Origin of the sequence: Acinetobacter sp. P1332, from assembly GCF_044057475.1 — a bacterium.
Taxonomy (GTDB): domain Bacteria; phylum Pseudomonadota; class Gammaproteobacteria; order Pseudomonadales; family Moraxellaceae; genus Acinetobacter; species Acinetobacter johnsonii.
Map to the genome: position 1 here is coordinate 3338854 of NZ_CP171157.1, position 16432 is coordinate 3355285.

Genomic DNA, 16432 nt, shown 5'->3' on the forward strand with positions numbered 1-16432 from the left:
TAACTTTTTAATAATCAATGAGGCAGTATGTTTTATATATTTCTTGATACGTGTGTTTTTTTAGATATTTCTACTAAGAAACAAGAATTACCACTAGTTTCTGCATTGGAAGAACTTGTTCGTACTAAAGTAGCAAAGTTAGTCGTAATTGACTTAGTAGCTCAAGAATATGAAAGAAACAAAGAAGAGGTCGCAAACAAAACAGCAAAACGATTATCTCAAGAATTTAAACAAGTCAAAGCAGTTGTAAGTGAGTTTGCAAAAAAAAATAAAGCTCAAACCATTGAAGTACTAAACGATATAAATGCAAGACTTCCTCTTTTGACTGATGCTAACTATGCAACCATTAACAGAGTTGAGAGACTAATTGAATCAGCGGAAAAAATAAGTATTAGCGAGCGCTCAAAGATTGCAGCCATTCAACGAGGCTTAGATAAAAAAGCTCCATTCCATATCAGTAAAAACTCAGTAGCTGATGCTGTAATTATTGAGCAATTTTATGAATTTTCATTAGGTGTCAATACGGCAGATAGTTGTTTTTTCATAACACATAATCATAACGACTTTTCTGCCAAAGACCATCGAAAGCCTCATACTGATTTTGAAAATATTTTCAATGGTAATACTTGTTATTTTAACAACTTAGCATCCGCAATCAACCAGATTGATAATAATTACTTAGCTGAAATAGAGTTTGAATATGACTTTACAGAAGAAACTCGGGGTTTAAGAGAAATTCTCGATGTATTAGACGAGCTAGTGGATAAAATTTGGTATAACCGTCATCAAAATCTAATCTGGAAAATAAATGAAGGTGAGATAGAAATTGTTCCTAAAGGTACGAAACACTATGGTAATCATTTTATTCACGAAGATATTCTTGAAGGTGCAATCAAATCTGCCAAACAAGTTAAAGAGACATATGAAGATGTTGGCCCTTGGAATGACTTTGAATGGGGTATGATTAACGGTAAATTGTCAGCTCTACGTTGGGTATTAGGTGACGAATGGGATATGTTAGATACCTAAGATAACAATCGATATCGTTTTCAACTGAATATTATATTTTTCAATCTCTTAAGTATGATACTTTACTAAGAAATATGAATAAAGATAGTTAGAACAGGATATTCCCCTTTCTCAAACCAACCGTACTACAAATTTAATTGTCTAATCGTATAACTCTCAAAACCACTAAATCAAGTAGAGCCATTTCAATTTATCTTCTTAAGATTGCAAAACAATAAAATACAATATATGGTATCAAAATTCAAAGAACTACCACTATATATAGTGGTTATTAAAAATAGAAACATTTTAGGAATAATTTGTAGAAAAATTTGCATACTCTTTACTGTTCAGTTATTATTCATTTAACTTGATCTGTAAGTCAATGATCTTGGAGGTGAATATGACTCATTTCAATCCTGATATGCTTAGTATTGCACGAAACTTTCGTGGCCTTAGTCAAACTGAACTAATTGCTGGAATGGGACAGTCTATTACTCAGGCTTCATTATCTAAAATTGAAAGTGGGGACTTAAAACCTTCCGATGAAGTTATCCAAAATCTATCTAATGCCCTACATTTCCCTATACGATTTTTTGAACATATTGAAAAGCTAAATGCACTGCCGATTAGTTTGCATGCATACAGAAAAAAAAGCTCTACCACAGCTAAAGCATTGAGCCGTATGAATGCTGAAATGATGTTAAAAATGGGCCATGTACAAACATTAGAATTGCTCACAAATGTACCAAAAAGAAAAAACTCCTTACCAACTTTTAAAATTGGCATAGATGTAAACACCCCTCAAGAAGCGGCTAAAAAGCTTAGATCATTGTGGGTGCTAGGAAATGAACCTCTTGAAAACCTAACTGCCACTGTGGAAGATGCAGGGGTTTTAGTCTTTTTATGCGACTTTAAAGATAACAATGTTGATGGCGTATCCTTAAAAATGCATGGCGTGTCTCCATGCGTATTTCTAAATGCAAACCAGCCAAATGACAGAATACGCTTCACATTAGCACATGAACTTGGGCATTTGGTCCTCCATGAAGAGCCATCTGAATTCATGGAAAAAGAAGCAAATGACTTTGCTGCCGAATTCTTAATGCCAGAAGAAAAAATTATTGATCAATTAGGTTCAACCAATTTAGCTCATTATCTAAGACTTAAAAAGGAATGGAAAACCTCAATGGCGGCCTTAATCTATAGGGCGTCAGAGTTAGGAACTATAACTTCAAGTCAAAGTGCCAATTTATGGCGGCAGATGGCTATGCGTGGTTATCGTAAAGTTGAACCAAATGAATTGGATCGAGAACCGACATATAGAGTAGCTTCCATGCTCTTTGACTACGCAATAGATGCAAAAAAAACATCAACATCTGTCATTAGTGAGTTATCTCAATTATTTGACTTATATGAAGATGACTTTAAAAAACTATATTATTTTGACCTAGATTCAATGGAGACTATTGAGATGGTTTCATAAATTAAAAAGCCGACTCTATTGGGTAGAGTCGGCTTGATAGATTTTCACACAGGAAAGGCATATGGCTCTAAGCCCTACGCATACCTCATGTTAGATCTGGCTGTCAGAACCCCATTCTAACATTTAGGCCCGTAAATCTCAAGATTTACCCGCTTATTTTGGTATGCGCCCTGAAAAACGAGCCGCCAAAATAGGAGGGCTAACAATGCCTACCGAAAATCAAGACTTCGTGTTTTGTAAATCTTATCGCCATAAATCTGGAAAAATTATTGTCCATCCAACTGGATATTTTAAATTTCCCAGAACTCGGCCATTGAAAGAAGAAAAGGATACTATCCGTAATAAAAAATCGGATGATCCTGATAACTCAAACTCAATATCGTAAACAAGGTTAAATAACCTACTGCTATGCAACAAAGTTCACAGTAGTAGGTTACTTAATTTTTCTGATCGCACTTAATTTTATGCCCCATTTTAGTACATGGGCTCAGAGAGAATTATGACAACTCAACAGCAGTTTCTTGACCTACTTTCCGATATTGAACCCTCTACAACAACGGTTAATGATTGTTCAAGCGCACATAATACGCTTCGTGATGCTTTAAAAGTGCATAATGAATTCAGCAAAGTACATGTGCATACATTCTTATCAGGTTCTTATAAAAGAAATACGGCAGTACGTCCGACTACCATAGGCGGAATCACACAAAGGCCAGATGTAGATATTATTGCCCTTACAAATCACACAATTAATGATGACCCTCAAATTGTCCTTGATGCAGTACATACGGCATTAAAGGATATTGGATATACCGATCTTACCGTTAACCGTCGTTCAGTAAATGTTAAGTTGAAAAAAGTTGATATGGATGTTGTCCCTATCATTTCAGATGGATATGGCGGCTATCTGATTCCAGACATTCATCTTGAAGAATGGCTAGTTACCAACCCTCCAGCTCATACCGAGTGGACTGTTGAGGTGAATAAAAATGCAAATGGTCGATTTAAGCCTCTTGTGAAGCTATTTAAATGGTGGCGTCGTGAGAACTTGTCTGATTTAAAAAGACCAAAAGGATTCATTTTAGAATGCCTGGTTGCCAAGCATATGAATTACTACGAATCCAACTATGAAAAGTTGTTTGTTTATCTTTTAGAAACGATCAGGGATTCTTATGGGATTTATGCGTCACTAGGCATAATTCCACATTTAGAAGATCCTGGTGTTGCAGGCAATAATGTTTTTTCTGCGGTTACAGCAGATGAGTTCAAAACTTTTTTTGAAAAGGTAGAAGAACAAGCTGCTATTGCACGAAACGCCTTAAATGAAACAGATGATGATAAAGCATTAGCCCTATGGCGGCAGGTTCTGGGTAATCGTTTTCCACGTTCGGCTTCACACAAAAGTGCAAACTCTGCTGATATGGCCAGCTCTTTAATCCGTTCTGCTCTAGGTGCGGGATTAACATTTCCATCAACCCCTGTTTATCCAAATAAACCAGGAGGCTTTGCGTAATGGAACTGCTAAAAACACCATTAGAACGCCTAGCTCAAGAACGGCAGTTATTGACTGATCTTGAGAAAGAGAAAAATAGTTTTAAGATTCAGGAATGGAACTCAACAGACACAAATGAACTGCATTTGAACTTCTCTCTAAAGATAGGAACTATAGATTTTAATGGTGTTTTAGTATATCCAGAGCTTTTCCCAGAGCTACCAGCATATATACGCCCACAAAAATCTGGTGAAAGATGGAGTATCTTGCACCAGTATGGTGGTTCAGGAGTGCTGTGTCTAGAATATGGCCCAGATAATTGGAATACCAATATCAGTGGAGTGGATCTAGTTAGAAGTGCCCAGCTTCTTTTATTAACAGATGCAATGACTGTATTGGAGATGAATGTAGAACCTGTACCATCTAGGCATTCTGAAACAATAGGTCAAAAATTAAGAAGTGTTTCAGAAAGGTTCATTGAAACACCTATGTTACGTCACATACTCTTGGGTAGTGATTCCGAGAAAATGGACTTTAAGATTGCCATCTCAAGCTTTCGAGACAAAACCGTTATTGTTCCAACAAATATTCAGAACAAACCTCTACCTGACATCGTACCATCATTTTCTAATGAAAGATTTGAATTGTCTGGATGGGCAATACGAATTGATTCTGTTCCTCAATTAAAGGAATCCGTAAATGACCGAGTTTCATTAGAATCCTTTTTAGGCAATTTATGGCCTGCTCAGGAGGAATTCACAAGTTCCATACAGCCTATATTGTTATATGACATAAAGGGTAACTTGGAACTATTCTTGGTTAATAATACAGCACCACTTTTCGTAAGTTATCCTGCTATTAATCTACATGATGATCAGAGCCAAAGATTGCCAGCACAATTTAGCCATCTCAATGATATAAGGGTAGCAATAGTAGGTCTTGGATCGTTAGGAAGTAAAATTGCAATTTCACTGGCACGGTCGGGTTGTAAAAACTTTCTACTTATTGATGATGATATTCTGCTCCCCCACAATCTTGTCCGTAATGAACTCAACTGGTTAGATGTTGGCTTTGCTAAAACCTATGCTGTTGAAAGAGCATTAAAACGAACAGCATTAGACATACAAGTTGAAACGTATGAAATGCAAATTGGTGGACAGGAAAATCCTCATTTAAATTCCAATATCGCTAATGCCATTGCCACATGTAATCTGATTGTTGATGCGACAGCAAATACCCATACGTTCTTAACATTAGCTGCAATTGCTAAAAGAAAACACATTCCCATGGTATGGGGTGAAATTTTTGGTGGCGGTGGTGGAGCAATGATGGCCCGTAGTCGTCCAACGTTAGATGCCTCCCCCTTAGAACTTCGCAATCATATTTATGGTGTCTTACAAACGTTGGAACCAATTCCAGAGGGCAAAGTTAATAATTACGGCTTTCAAACACAAAACCAAACATATATAGCATCAGATGCAGATGTAACAGCTCTTGCAGCATCTATGACGCAGTTCACATTAGATACTTTATGTACAATTGATGAGCAATCCTCTTATCCATATTCAGCATATTTAATAGGGTTCCGTAGATATTGGATGTTTCAATGTCCTTTTGATACTCGTCCTATCGACTGTTCGGGTGCTTTAGTAGCAGAATCTCCTACGGATAAAGAAATATTTGAAAGGGAAAATGGCAATTCTATTGAAGAGCCTGAACCGATGAAAGGTTAATACTGATGCTGAAAATATCCATTCCTACTGACATACAAGTTTTACTGGTAAAAGCCCTATTGAAGTCTGGAACCCACGAATGTGGCGGTGTTTTAATGGGTGAGCATATTGGTACAAACCATTTTAGAGTTAACTCATTAACTATTCAAAAGAGTGGAACGATAGCATCCTTTGTACGTGGAATTACGGATGCTATTAAAGCAATCCGTCTTTTTCATAAATCAACAAACAATAATTATCAAAAATTTAACTATTTAGGTGAATGGCATAGCCATCCTCTCTTCAGTGTACAACCCAGCAGTAAAGACCATCACACCATGAGGGAATTGGTGTCCGATCCAAAAGTGGGTGCAAATTTTGTAGTCTTACTGATTTTTCATTTAAAAAACAATCATCTTGATGGCAGTGCTCACACCTACCTACCAGATGGTTCCTGTTACCGATCCACCCTAGATTTAGAGAGATAATAATGAGTGCGAGTCTGTTAGAAAAACAATCAACTGGTGGTGCGATTGCACGAGTAGGATTTGAATATCAGGATGCATTTGTATTAAGGAGCTTACCGCTATGGCTTTCACAAAGTGCATTTAGCCATATAGTGAGTGAAGCATTAAGTGATATAGAAGTTTGTTATTTTTCTTCGGAAAAGTCATTACATGTAATGTATGAAGCAAAAAATCACTCCTTAACGGCTACGGAATTTTGGGATGAAATAAGGCGTTTTAAAAGTCTTTTTGATACCCACCCAAAAAACTTTATTTGGTTTAATTTAGTATGCCCAAGTTATAACACCGCTATCTCACCATTAATTTCAAAAATAGACCGATTAAGAGGGGTTGGATCTTCTTATGATGACGACTCTTCAGTTTCAGTGAATGGGCGCTCGGAATACCTTGATTGGTGTGTTGGTAAAAAAATTGATTTCTCTTTAGCTGAATTTGCTCTTGATTATGTTGGTTTCATAACTTTTAATTCTGAGAATAGTGAGTCTATATTTCTAAGTGAAATTCAAGACACAATAAATATTGAACTGCTCAGGAGTCAGGTCAAACAACTAAAAGATCAGTTTAAAAACCTGATTTCTCGTTCTTCTTTTGGTCCAATATATCGCAAAGACTTTGAAAATTTTATTTGCCATGCTCTTGAAGAAGATAGAAGCCAGTGGCTATTAGATCCTATTAAAATTAATCTTTCAGCATCATCCAGTCAGTATCAAGACTTAAACTTAGATATTAGTGATTTCAATGGTCCTGATCGTGCTCAAAAAACCTCCAGCGACTGGAACAGCCTAATCAAAAAAGCAGTATCGATTGGGGATTTCATTCATAACAGTGGTGACCGTAGAACCCTCCTTATAGATGGCAAACAAAGAATGTCCACTGCATGTATGCTTGGCTATGTTTTTAGTGCCACACGTAATTTCCTACTCGAAATAGAACATAATGGCCTCATTTATCGCACTGATGACCATAAACAGAAAGAGGGACAATTTTTTACTAAAATCGAAGCTGTTGAACCACAGGGTGAAACTGAAGCCATAGTCGCTATCGGATTTCCTACAGCTATAGGTAAAGACATTGACTCTACGATTAATGAAGTAAAGAGCTTGCCTAGATTGAATTTAGAAAGCTCTCATGCCATTGATAATATGGAGACTCTAAATCTTGCTGTGAGAGAGGCAAAATCTGCTTTAGTTTCATTTAAATCCGAAAATAAGTTATCTAAATTACACCTCTTTATTAAAGCACCCTCAGTTTTTGCAATGGTCTTGGGACATCGCTTGAATGGTATTTGCGATATCCAGCTTTACGATTGGGTAGATGGGCAATATATCCCTACAGCCGAACTGAACTTATAAGAAGAATTGATTATTCGATAATATTACCAATAGAGAGGTTGATCATGAACAATCATTCTAATGAAGAAAATACTGATAACTCTTCAGATAAAAAATCACCCGCATTCAAAGTCCTTGAATCCAATGCTGAAAAGTTCTTAATGGTTTGGTGGTATGGGGCGTTAGCAAAAGCTGATCGTAGAAATGCTCAACCTAAAGTTCATGTGGCTTTTAGGGAACTTCTGGAAGATTACACACCCACAGATAATTTTATTTTTATTGATGCAAATATAACAGATTTGATGTCTTGGCCTATTGGAACAGTTTGGCACCATGAACGATTAGTTGACTATCTTCCTTTGGAAATACGGGAATTTGATATTGATCATACAAATTTTAAACATACCTTTGTTCAAGCATATAAGCGAGATGAAAAGACAGGAAAAATAGATCATTTCTTCTCAGACAGGAATAAGTTTTATATTAACCCAAGCCAACGTGAAAATTGTATTTCTTTCTCTTTAAAGGATCAGGAATATAAGGAGCTTCTCGTACCTTGTTTTGAGTTTCTGGTGAGAGGATATGGCCTCTCTACAGAACTTCCTAGAATTCTAACAACATATGATGAGGTCGAAAGACATGAAAGGCTCTACACCCCTCATCCAGAAGAAGAAAATACATGGACTATCCTTATAGGTGATAGTCTCACATCAGATGATCATGTATTTATTGCCTACTATAAATATAGCGAATATACCCAAGATGCCGTAAGAATCTTATTTAGCAGTATTGCAAAACATGATGATTTTATCCAAAGAAACCATATATACCCTAAAGTAATGCCGTGGCATAAGGAAACGAGAAAAATTAGGGTTTCAGGTTTTTGTATTCCTGACACCAATGCTTTTTTAGCCTTGACAATTCTTGGAATAGAACTACCTGATCAAACACTTATCAGACGTGTTCCAAAGGTAATTCACCGCATTAAGAAACCTGTAGATGTCAACTCACCTAATCCTCCTCAGTTGCAACTAGGTCCTGGTCAGATTAACGTATCTGAAGATCAAGGAGGGCGCAAACCATTATTACAATCGGTTATTTTAGGTCATGAATTTACATGGTTAGGTTCAGGCCCTATCGGGGAAAAAAGTAAAACAAAGTATGAAAGAACCATCACCCAACCACAGAGAAAGAAAAATACTAAAGAAACCAATACAGTTGGTACAGGAGAACCTGATAGCTCTAAGGAAGTTCTAAATGTCCAAATTAACCCGACCACTAATGGAGATACAGAGTTTGAAGCTCCATATCATGGAAGAATCATGGGCCTATGGAATGCATGTTTAAAGGCACGCTCGTTAAATCCCAGTATTGTCAATGCAGTCCACTATTATACTTTTGAGGAAGAGTTTGATTACAGCGATAAACCCACTCTCATGGCTTTTTTCGTTAATTCAGAAACATTAAATAATAAAGATATTACAGATGGAGAAAAACAAACTTATAAAAATTGGTGTTATGCAAACTCAAATAAAACAGCACTTCGTGGAGCATTGGTCATCCGATTATCTCTTGTAAATTGCCCTCCAGTTTATCTTTTCGATATACAACCAGCGACTTACGTTTCAACTGTAGATGGGGAAAGTGTTCTCAAGGAGCGTGGGCATGCTGGTCTAATATTTAGGTCAAGAACCGTAGAACAATTTGAGCAGTATATTTCTGGGCTCATGGAGAGCCTGCCTTTGTCAGAGGGCTCTTATACGACAACTCTCCTAGGCTCCAATTTGGTTACTCAATTATTTGTTTTTAGACATTCAAAATCTGCTGGCTTGTCAGAGGGTGAATCAACGTTATTGAATGCTCTAAGAAAAATTGGAATTACGAATATCAAGTTAAAGGAGGAAAAGGAGGAAAAGGAGGAAAAGGAGGAAAAGGAGGAAAAATAATTTTCATATCTTACAATTGTGACCATCTTCTTTTAGCCTATTCCATAATTCTTTCCTATGGGTAATTTTATTACATATCAAATTGAATTATATATAGTTTAATGGCACTTTTAAGTGCCATTAAACTTGGGTACCACTTGTGACTAGATAAGCACCTATATTAGGAATATTTAACCTTTTTAAACTCAGTGTTCTGAATCCTTTGGTATATTTTCAATAATGCAATGATGAATATCATCGTGATTGTTGAGTGATGTTTCAGCCTGAATAGTGACATGCTCAATACCTAGATTTTGTATGACATTCTCCAGATCATGTAAGAGTATCTGCACTTCCTGCATACTCATTTCTTCACTTACAACAATATGGCAGGATAAAATATAACGTTTACTTGTCAGACTCCATATATGTAAATCATGTACACCTTGAATTCGCTGGTCTTGAAGAATGGTTTCTTTGATTTCTGCCAAGTCAAATTTTTCTGGTGTACCCTGCATTAAAACATGCGAAGCCTTTACTACAACTGAATATCCACTGCGAAGAACAAGTATTGCAACTAGAACACTGGCTAAAGTATCTGCCCAGGCCCATCCAAAGAAGTAGATACATAGCGCAGCAGCAATTGCGCCAATAGAACCTAACAAATCACTGAGTACATGCAGGTAAGCACCTCGCATATTCAAGTCGTGTTCGGTATCACTACCTTTAAAAATCATTACTGCAACAATGATATTAATCAGCAATCCAATACTGGCAACGATCAACATCCCTTGTACTTCAATATGTTGTGGCTGCTGGAACCGTAGAATTGCCTCAATAAAGATGTACAGTGCGATACCAACCAGTGTAATACCATTCAATGCAGCAGCCAGTATTTCAAAGCGTTGATAGCCGTATGTTTTATTTTTGGTAATCTGTTTTTGACCGATAAAGACTGCTGCAAGTGCAATACCAAGTGCAACAGAGTCACTCAGCATGTGGCCAGCATCCGAAATCAAGGCCAAACTATTGGTAATAAAACCACCTATAAATTCCACTGCCATAAAAATGGTAATCAGTAAAAAACTTATGGTCAGAATTTTTTTATTACTCGGGATATGGCTGTGGTCGTGATCATGATGATGACCACCATGACCGTGATGGTGTCCTGAGTGATCATGGTTGTGTTTATGGCCGTTACCATGACTATGCTTATGCCCAGAATGATCATGTTCAGAGTGTTTATGCTTGTGATCTTGTGTATGGTTGTGCGAAGACATTTTATAGCATTCCTGATTATGGCTCTAACTGACTACGCAATGGATGATTGTTGTAGTAATCACCGATGTATGTAATCTTATTATTTTTAACCTCAAAAAATGAAGCACCTTTAAAAGTGATTACTTTTGCGTCTTTTTTACCAGACTGGTCTTTTTTATTGAGGGTTCCCTGAAGCTGCCATTCGACAGCAACCTTATCACCAACAATGAGTGGCGGGGATGTAAGCGTCATCTTCCGATCAGGAATGACTGTTAATAAAAACTTGGGTACCTCAATTACAGATGCTGTACCTTTACGGGTTTCTTCATTACTTGTATTGAAATACTCAACATTCGGGTCAAGAACTTTAGTCAGGTCATCTGGCTGCGTACCATTCCAGATATTAAGATAGCTCTCCACGGTTTCCAAAGCTGTATTGATCGGTGCTTTTGCATGCGAAATTGAAGCTAATCCTAACGTCATAAGAATGAGTAAGAATGTCATGAAAAAAGGCTTTGATTTTTCCTCTTGACCATCAAAATCTTGCTTCAATTGATTGATATAAATAATGTTCATCACATTCACCTTAGACTTGAGTAAGTTCATCAGCGATCCGTTCGGCATCTTCCCTGGTATCGACGATTTCATAAGGTATGCCAAATGCCTTTACAGCCATTTCCGTCATCTTTCTGATGGCAACTCTTTTTTCCTGATCAGGTTCAATGCAGATAATTGCCTTACACAACTGATTAAGTTCATCTTTATGGTTTTTAAGCCAAAGACCACGTTGTTTAAAGTCTTCAGGTGTTTCTTGCATTGATAATTGATCATAAACAATCACAAACGGACTACTCATTTCCAGGAACTCCTGCATTTCCAACTGCCATTGAGGTGAATAGCCTGGAACTGCCTGATCTTGCTTAAACTCAACAAATGGGAAGTTTTCTATATCATGGATAATAAATTTCATTTACATGACCTCATATTCTGTTTCATCTTTTCAGGAATTCATCTCTTTCCATCAAAAGATGAACTCCATCGATGTGCTATTTCAAAGATTTACGTTCAATCTGTACGGTATGTTCATTCCAGCCTCCACCTAATGCCTTGTAGAGGTTGACCTGATTATTCAGGCGTTCCAGGCGGGTCTGTATAAGTGCCTGCTGAGATGCGTACAGTGTTCGTTGTGAGTCGAGGACTGCGAGATAATTATCTTCACCAGCATCAAAACGTAAGGTTGCCAACTTATGAGCATCCTGGCTGGCCGCAATCATTTGCTGCTGCGATTTGATCTGTTCATCTAGCGTAGATTTGCCAGCCAGCCCATCAGCAACTTCACGAAAAGCTGTTTGAATAGATTTGTCATAGTTGATGACTTCAATCTGCTTCATGATATGTGAGCGATCCAGATTTGCCTGATTTAAACCTGCACTAAATATGGGCAAGTTAATCTTGGGCATAAAACTCCATGCACCTGTACCTGCATTAAATAGATTATCCAGACTGGAACTTGCCGTACCCGCCGAACCCGTTAGGGTAATGGATGGAAAAAATGCTGCACGGGCTGCTCCAATGTTTGCATTCGCAGCCTGAAGCTTATGTTCTGCGGCACGAATGTCTGGACGACGTTGAAGTAGATCCGATGGCAAACCAACTGGTATATCCTGCATAACAACCTGATCAGGAATTTTGGGGGACTGGTCCAATTGGGCCGCCAATTCCTGTGTTAATGGTGAACCCAGAAGTAACACCAGAGCATTACGATCCTGTGCAGTAATACGCAAGAATTTTGCATAATTGGTTTGTGCGGTGCGCAGTCCTATTTCAGCTTGACGTAAATCAAATCGGGTTGCATTACCAACATCAACAAGTTTCCTGGTCAAGTCATAGGATTTCTGCTGTGTCGCCAAAGTCGCCTTGGTTAAACCTAACGTTTCCTGATCGGCCTTATAGACCAGATAAGCATTAGCAACTGCGGATACCAGACTTAACTGTGATGCTGTCTGGACCTCTTTAGAAGCCAAATAGTTCTGTAAAGCCTGATCACTCAGACTGCGTACTCGGCCCCATAAATCGACTTCCCATGCGACCGAAGTAACACCAACCTGATACATGCGGGGGTTATAAGCAAGATCAGACGGTAAACGCTGACTGGCTGACTCTGCGGTAACACCCACATGCGGTAAACGGTCAGCACGACGAATACGATACTGTGCTTCTATCGCCTCAACATTTAAAGCTGTCACCTTAAAATCATGATTGTTTTTCAATGCATGATCGATGAGTTGGAGTAAGACAGGATCGGTATAAAAGTCACGCCAGCCAATATCGGCTGCGACTGTTTGCTTTCCATTGTTCACTTGCAGCCCTGGATAAGCCTCTCCTGTTGGATAGTGTTCCGACACAGGAGAGACAGGTCGCTCATATATGGGTGCCATTGAACATCCTGCAAGAATAGTGGCAGTGGTTAGTACACTCATTTTCTTGAGGAAGGTGTATCGGTTTAAATGAAGTGTTAAATTTTTCATTTTGAACCCTCCTGTACCAGTGCTTTGGCCTGTTCTCTACGCAGAATAAAATTACGAATGACGACATAGAAAATGGGTGTAAACAGCAAACCAAAGATTGTCACGCCCAGCATTCCAGAGAAAACAGCGATACCCATGGCATGACGCATTTCTGCACCAGCACCTGTGGCTAATACCTGTGGTATCACACCAGCAATAAATGCAATTGAGGTCATTAGAATCGGGCGTAATCTTAATCGGGCTGCTTCAAGTACTGCATCAAAAGGATTCAAACCCTCATCCTCTTTGGCTCGGGCAAACTCCACAATTAAGATGGCATTTTTTGCAGCAAGTCCCACCAGAACAACAAAGCCAATCTGGGTAAAGATGTTGTTATCACTACCAGTTACCCAAACACCTACAATCGCAGATAACAAGGCCATTGGTGCAATAAGTAATACTGCAAAAGGCATTGACCAACTGTTGTATTGAGCTGCAAGGAAAAGGAACGCCAAAATAATTGCTAGAGCAAAAACCATGACCGCAGTATTGCCTGTATTCTTTTCCTGATAGACCAGATCGGTCCATTCATAGGTCATACCTTGTGGCAATGTTTCCTGCACAATTTTTTCAATTGCGGCAGTTGCCTGACCAGATGAATAACCTGGTGCAGCGTTACCACTAATATCGGCTGATGGGAAACTGTTATAGTGCATAACACGGTCGGGGCCAGAACTACGCTTAATCGTGACAAAGGTCGAAAGTGGAATCATGTCTCCCGCTGCATTTCTCACCTTTAACAGATTAATATTCTCTGGTTGCATACGGAATGGGGAATCTGCCTGAGCAATTACACGATAAGTACGACCAAACCGATTAAAGTCATTGATATAGATTGACCCCAGATTGATTTGTAGTGTTTCAAAAATATCGGTCAGTGGTACACCTTGTGACTTCGCTTTTACACGGTCAATATCAACTTCAATCTGTGGAGCATTTGCCTGGAAACTCGCAAGCATACCGACAAGTTCAGGCGTCTGAGAGGCTTTCGCCATAATCTCGCCCTGTACACGTGCCAGTGTTTCAAAGCCTAAACCAGCCCGATCTTCAATTTGTAGCTTGAATCCGCCCATAGAACCTAAGCCAGGTACTGGTGGTGGTGGAAAGATGCCCGCAAATCCGTCAGGAATCTGACTGAATTTACCCATTAATTTTCCAGCAATTGCTCCTGCTGATAATGAGGGGTCCTGACGAGCCTCAAATGGATCAAGCATGGCAAACATCAAGGCAGAGTTTGGTACATTGACTGGACCACTTGGTGTAAAGCCTGGGAATGCCATGACGCTTTCCACACCAGGTTCATTCAGTGCAATTTCCGTCATCTGTTTAACTACAGCTTCTGTGCGGTCTAAAGATGCGCCTGTAGGTAACTGGGCGATACCAACTAGATAATACTTGTCCTGTGCAGGAACAAAGCCTTGCGGCACTTTGTTAAAACCTAACCAAGTTAGGCCAAGAAAACCTACATACAAAATCAGCATGATGGCACTTAAACGTACCCCCTTGCGGACTGCACCTACATATTTGTCCGATGCCTTATCAAAGAACCGATTGAATCCTCTAAAGAACCAACCAAATAAGCGTTCGGTTAAATCACGTTTTTTATTTCCAGCTTGATGTGGTTTAAGCAAGATACCTGCTAAAGCTGGTGAAAGTGTTAAAGAGTTGATTGCAGATAAGATGGTTGAAATCGCAATGGTCAAGGCAAATTGGCGATAGAACTCACCCTGCAATCCTGTAAGAAATGCCGATGGAATAAATACAGCAGATAAAACCGCAGTAATCGCGATAATTGGCCCTGTCACCTCAGACATTGCCTTACGGGCAGCTTCTTTTGGTGATTCGCCTAATGCAATATGCCGTTCTACGTTCTCCACCACCACAATTGCATCATCGACCACAATACCAATCGACAGTACCAGTCCAAATAAGGTCAATGTATTTAGGGAGAAGCCGAAATAATACATAATTGCAAACGTACCAATCAGTGAAACGGGAACGGCAATTAAAGGAATAATGGATGCACGCCATGTTTGCAGGAACAGGATGACAACAAGCACAACCAGTGCAATGGCTTCTAACAGAGTGGTAATGACTGATTTCAAAGAAGCTTTTACGAAAATATTTGGATCATAAGGAATTTTATAATCCACACCGTCAGGGAAGCTTTTCTTCAATTCTGCCATCGTTTCACGGACTTCACTTGAAACATCGAGTGCATTGGCACCTGGTGTCATAAAGATTTGTAAGGCAGATGTTGGCTTACCATCCAGTAAAGCTCGCATGGTATAAGCATCAGAACCCAGTTCAATTCGTGCAACATCTTTCAGGCGTGTGATTTGTCCAGTGTCACCAGCTTTAACCACGATTTCACTGAATTGCTCTTCAGTGGTTAAACGTCCCAGCGTATTAACAGTAACTTGATAGGCCGATGTTGTATTTGGTTGTTGACCAACAGAACCCGCAGCAACCTGCATGTTTTGTTCACGAATGGCTGCAACCACATCATTGGCGGTTAAACCACGGGCAGCCACTTTTTCAGGATCAATCCAGACACGCATCGAATATTCACCAGCACCACCAATCTCGATATTTCCAACACCTGGTAAACGTGCAAGCTCATCACGCACATTTAACAGTGCATAGTTGGACAAATATAGTGGATCATGATTCTTGTTGGATGACACCAAATTGATGACCATGAGAATATCGGGTGAGGTTTTTTCAGTGACCACACCAATGCGTTGAACTTCTTCAGGTAAGCGTGGCAATGCACGAGAAACCCTGTTTTGTACCTGTATCTGTGCTTTATCAGGGTCTGTACCCTGTTTAAAGGTGACGGTCAGTACCATCTTGCCATCGGCTGCGGTTTGAGAACTCATATACAACATGTTCTCAACACCGTTCACGGCTTGTTCCAGAGGGGAGGAAACCGTCTCGGCAATGATTTTGGGGTTGGCACCAGGATAACTTGCCATGACCTGTACAGTCGGTGGTGTAATGGCTGGATATTCACTCAATGGCAGTTTAAACAGTGATAAAGCACCGAGAATGACGATCAGCACAGAGATCACGACCGCAAATATTGGCCGATTAACAAAGAAATGAGGGAAATTCTTCATGG

13 protein-coding genes are annotated in these 16432 nt (G+C 39.1%); 8 read left to right on the forward strand and 5 right to left on the reverse strand.

Features of this window, described 5'->3' with window-relative positions; translation table 11 throughout:
• Positions 1 to 27: 27 nt before the first annotated feature.
• The 8 genes from ACFN7Z_RS16410 (at position 28) to ACFN7Z_RS16445 (ending at position 9502) form a co-directional block, all read left to right on the forward strand.
• Positions 28 to 1029, forward strand: coding sequence for a PIN domain-containing protein (locus ACFN7Z_RS16410; RefSeq protein ID WP_000499370.1), 1002 nt, complete (start codon positions 28 to 30; stop codon positions 1027 to 1029).
• Between the two features lie 382 nt (positions 1030 to 1411).
• On the forward strand, positions 1412 to 2494 hold the full coding sequence (locus ACFN7Z_RS16415; RefSeq protein WP_000148671.1) for an ImmA/IrrE family metallo-endopeptidase: 1083 nt from the start codon (positions 1412 to 1414) through the stop codon (positions 2492 to 2494).
• A 205-nt stretch (positions 2495 to 2699) separates the two neighbouring features.
• A complete protein-coding gene (locus ACFN7Z_RS16420; RefSeq protein WP_001141891.1) occupies positions 2700 to 2879 on the forward strand; it encodes a hypothetical protein in 180 nt (59 codons plus the stop codon).
• A 114-nt stretch (positions 2880 to 2993) separates the two neighbouring features.
• Complete coding sequence (locus tag ACFN7Z_RS16425; RefSeq protein ID WP_000211630.1) at positions 2994 to 4007, forward strand: SMODS domain-containing nucleotidyltransferase; 1014 nt, start codon at positions 2994 to 2996, stop codon at positions 4005 to 4007.
• Positions 4007 to 5719, forward strand: a complete 1713-nt coding sequence (locus tag ACFN7Z_RS16430) for a ThiF family adenylyltransferase (protein WP_000421732.1) — start codon at positions 4007 to 4009, stop codon at positions 5717 to 5719. The genes ACFN7Z_RS16425 and ACFN7Z_RS16430 overlap by 1 nt, the downstream gene beginning before the upstream one ends.
• A 5-nt stretch (positions 5720 to 5724) precedes the next feature.
• Entirely contained in the window at positions 5725 to 6186 is a 462-nt protein-coding gene (locus tag ACFN7Z_RS16435) for a Mov34/MPN/PAD-1 family protein (protein WP_000913090.1), read from the forward strand.
• A gap of 2 nt (positions 6187 to 6188) precedes the next feature.
• Positions 6189 to 7577 carry a dsDNA nuclease domain-containing protein gene (locus ACFN7Z_RS16440; RefSeq protein WP_001276481.1) on the forward strand — a complete coding sequence of 463 codons (1389 nt, stop codon included), beginning with the start codon at positions 6189 to 6191 and terminating at the stop codon, positions 7575 to 7577.
• Between the two features lie 44 nt (positions 7578 to 7621).
• The gene (locus ACFN7Z_RS16445; RefSeq protein ID WP_016659713.1) at positions 7622 to 9502 is read left to right on the forward strand and encodes a hypothetical protein; all 1881 of its coding nucleotides are present in this window, start codon (positions 7622 to 7624) and stop codon (positions 9500 to 9502) included.
• Positions 9503 to 9687: 185 nt separating this feature from the next.
• On the opposite strand, the gene ACFN7Z_RS16450 is transcribed toward ACFN7Z_RS16445, so the two are convergent.
• The 5 genes from ACFN7Z_RS16450 to ACFN7Z_RS16470 form a co-directional block, all read right to left on the reverse strand.
• Positions 9688 to 10761: a cation diffusion facilitator family transporter gene (locus ACFN7Z_RS16450; protein WP_000094607.1), complete on the reverse strand. Its 1074-nt coding sequence runs from the start codon at positions 10759 to 10761 to the stop codon at positions 9688 to 9690.
• Between the two features lie 16 nt (positions 10762 to 10777).
• Entirely contained in the window at positions 10778 to 11317 is a 540-nt protein-coding gene (locus ACFN7Z_RS16455) for a nuclear transport factor 2 family protein (RefSeq protein ID WP_007479719.1), read from the reverse strand.
• Between the two features lie 10 nt (positions 11318 to 11327).
• Positions 11328 to 11711 (reverse strand): hypothetical protein, encoded by a 384-nt coding sequence (locus ACFN7Z_RS16460; protein WP_005060897.1) that lies wholly within the window; start codon positions 11709 to 11711, stop codon positions 11328 to 11330.
• 76 nt (positions 11712 to 11787) lie between these two features.
• Complete coding sequence (locus ACFN7Z_RS16465; protein ID WP_274729142.1) at positions 11788 to 13269, reverse strand: efflux transporter outer membrane subunit; 1482 nt, start codon at positions 13267 to 13269, stop codon at positions 11788 to 11790.
• A complete protein-coding gene (locus ACFN7Z_RS16470; protein WP_274729141.1) occupies positions 13266 to 16430 on the reverse strand; it encodes an efflux RND transporter permease subunit in 3165 nt (1054 codons plus the stop codon). Before ACFN7Z_RS16470 ends, ACFN7Z_RS16465 begins: the two co-directional genes overlap by 4 nt.
• Between the last annotated feature and the right edge of the window lie 2 nt (positions 16431 to 16432).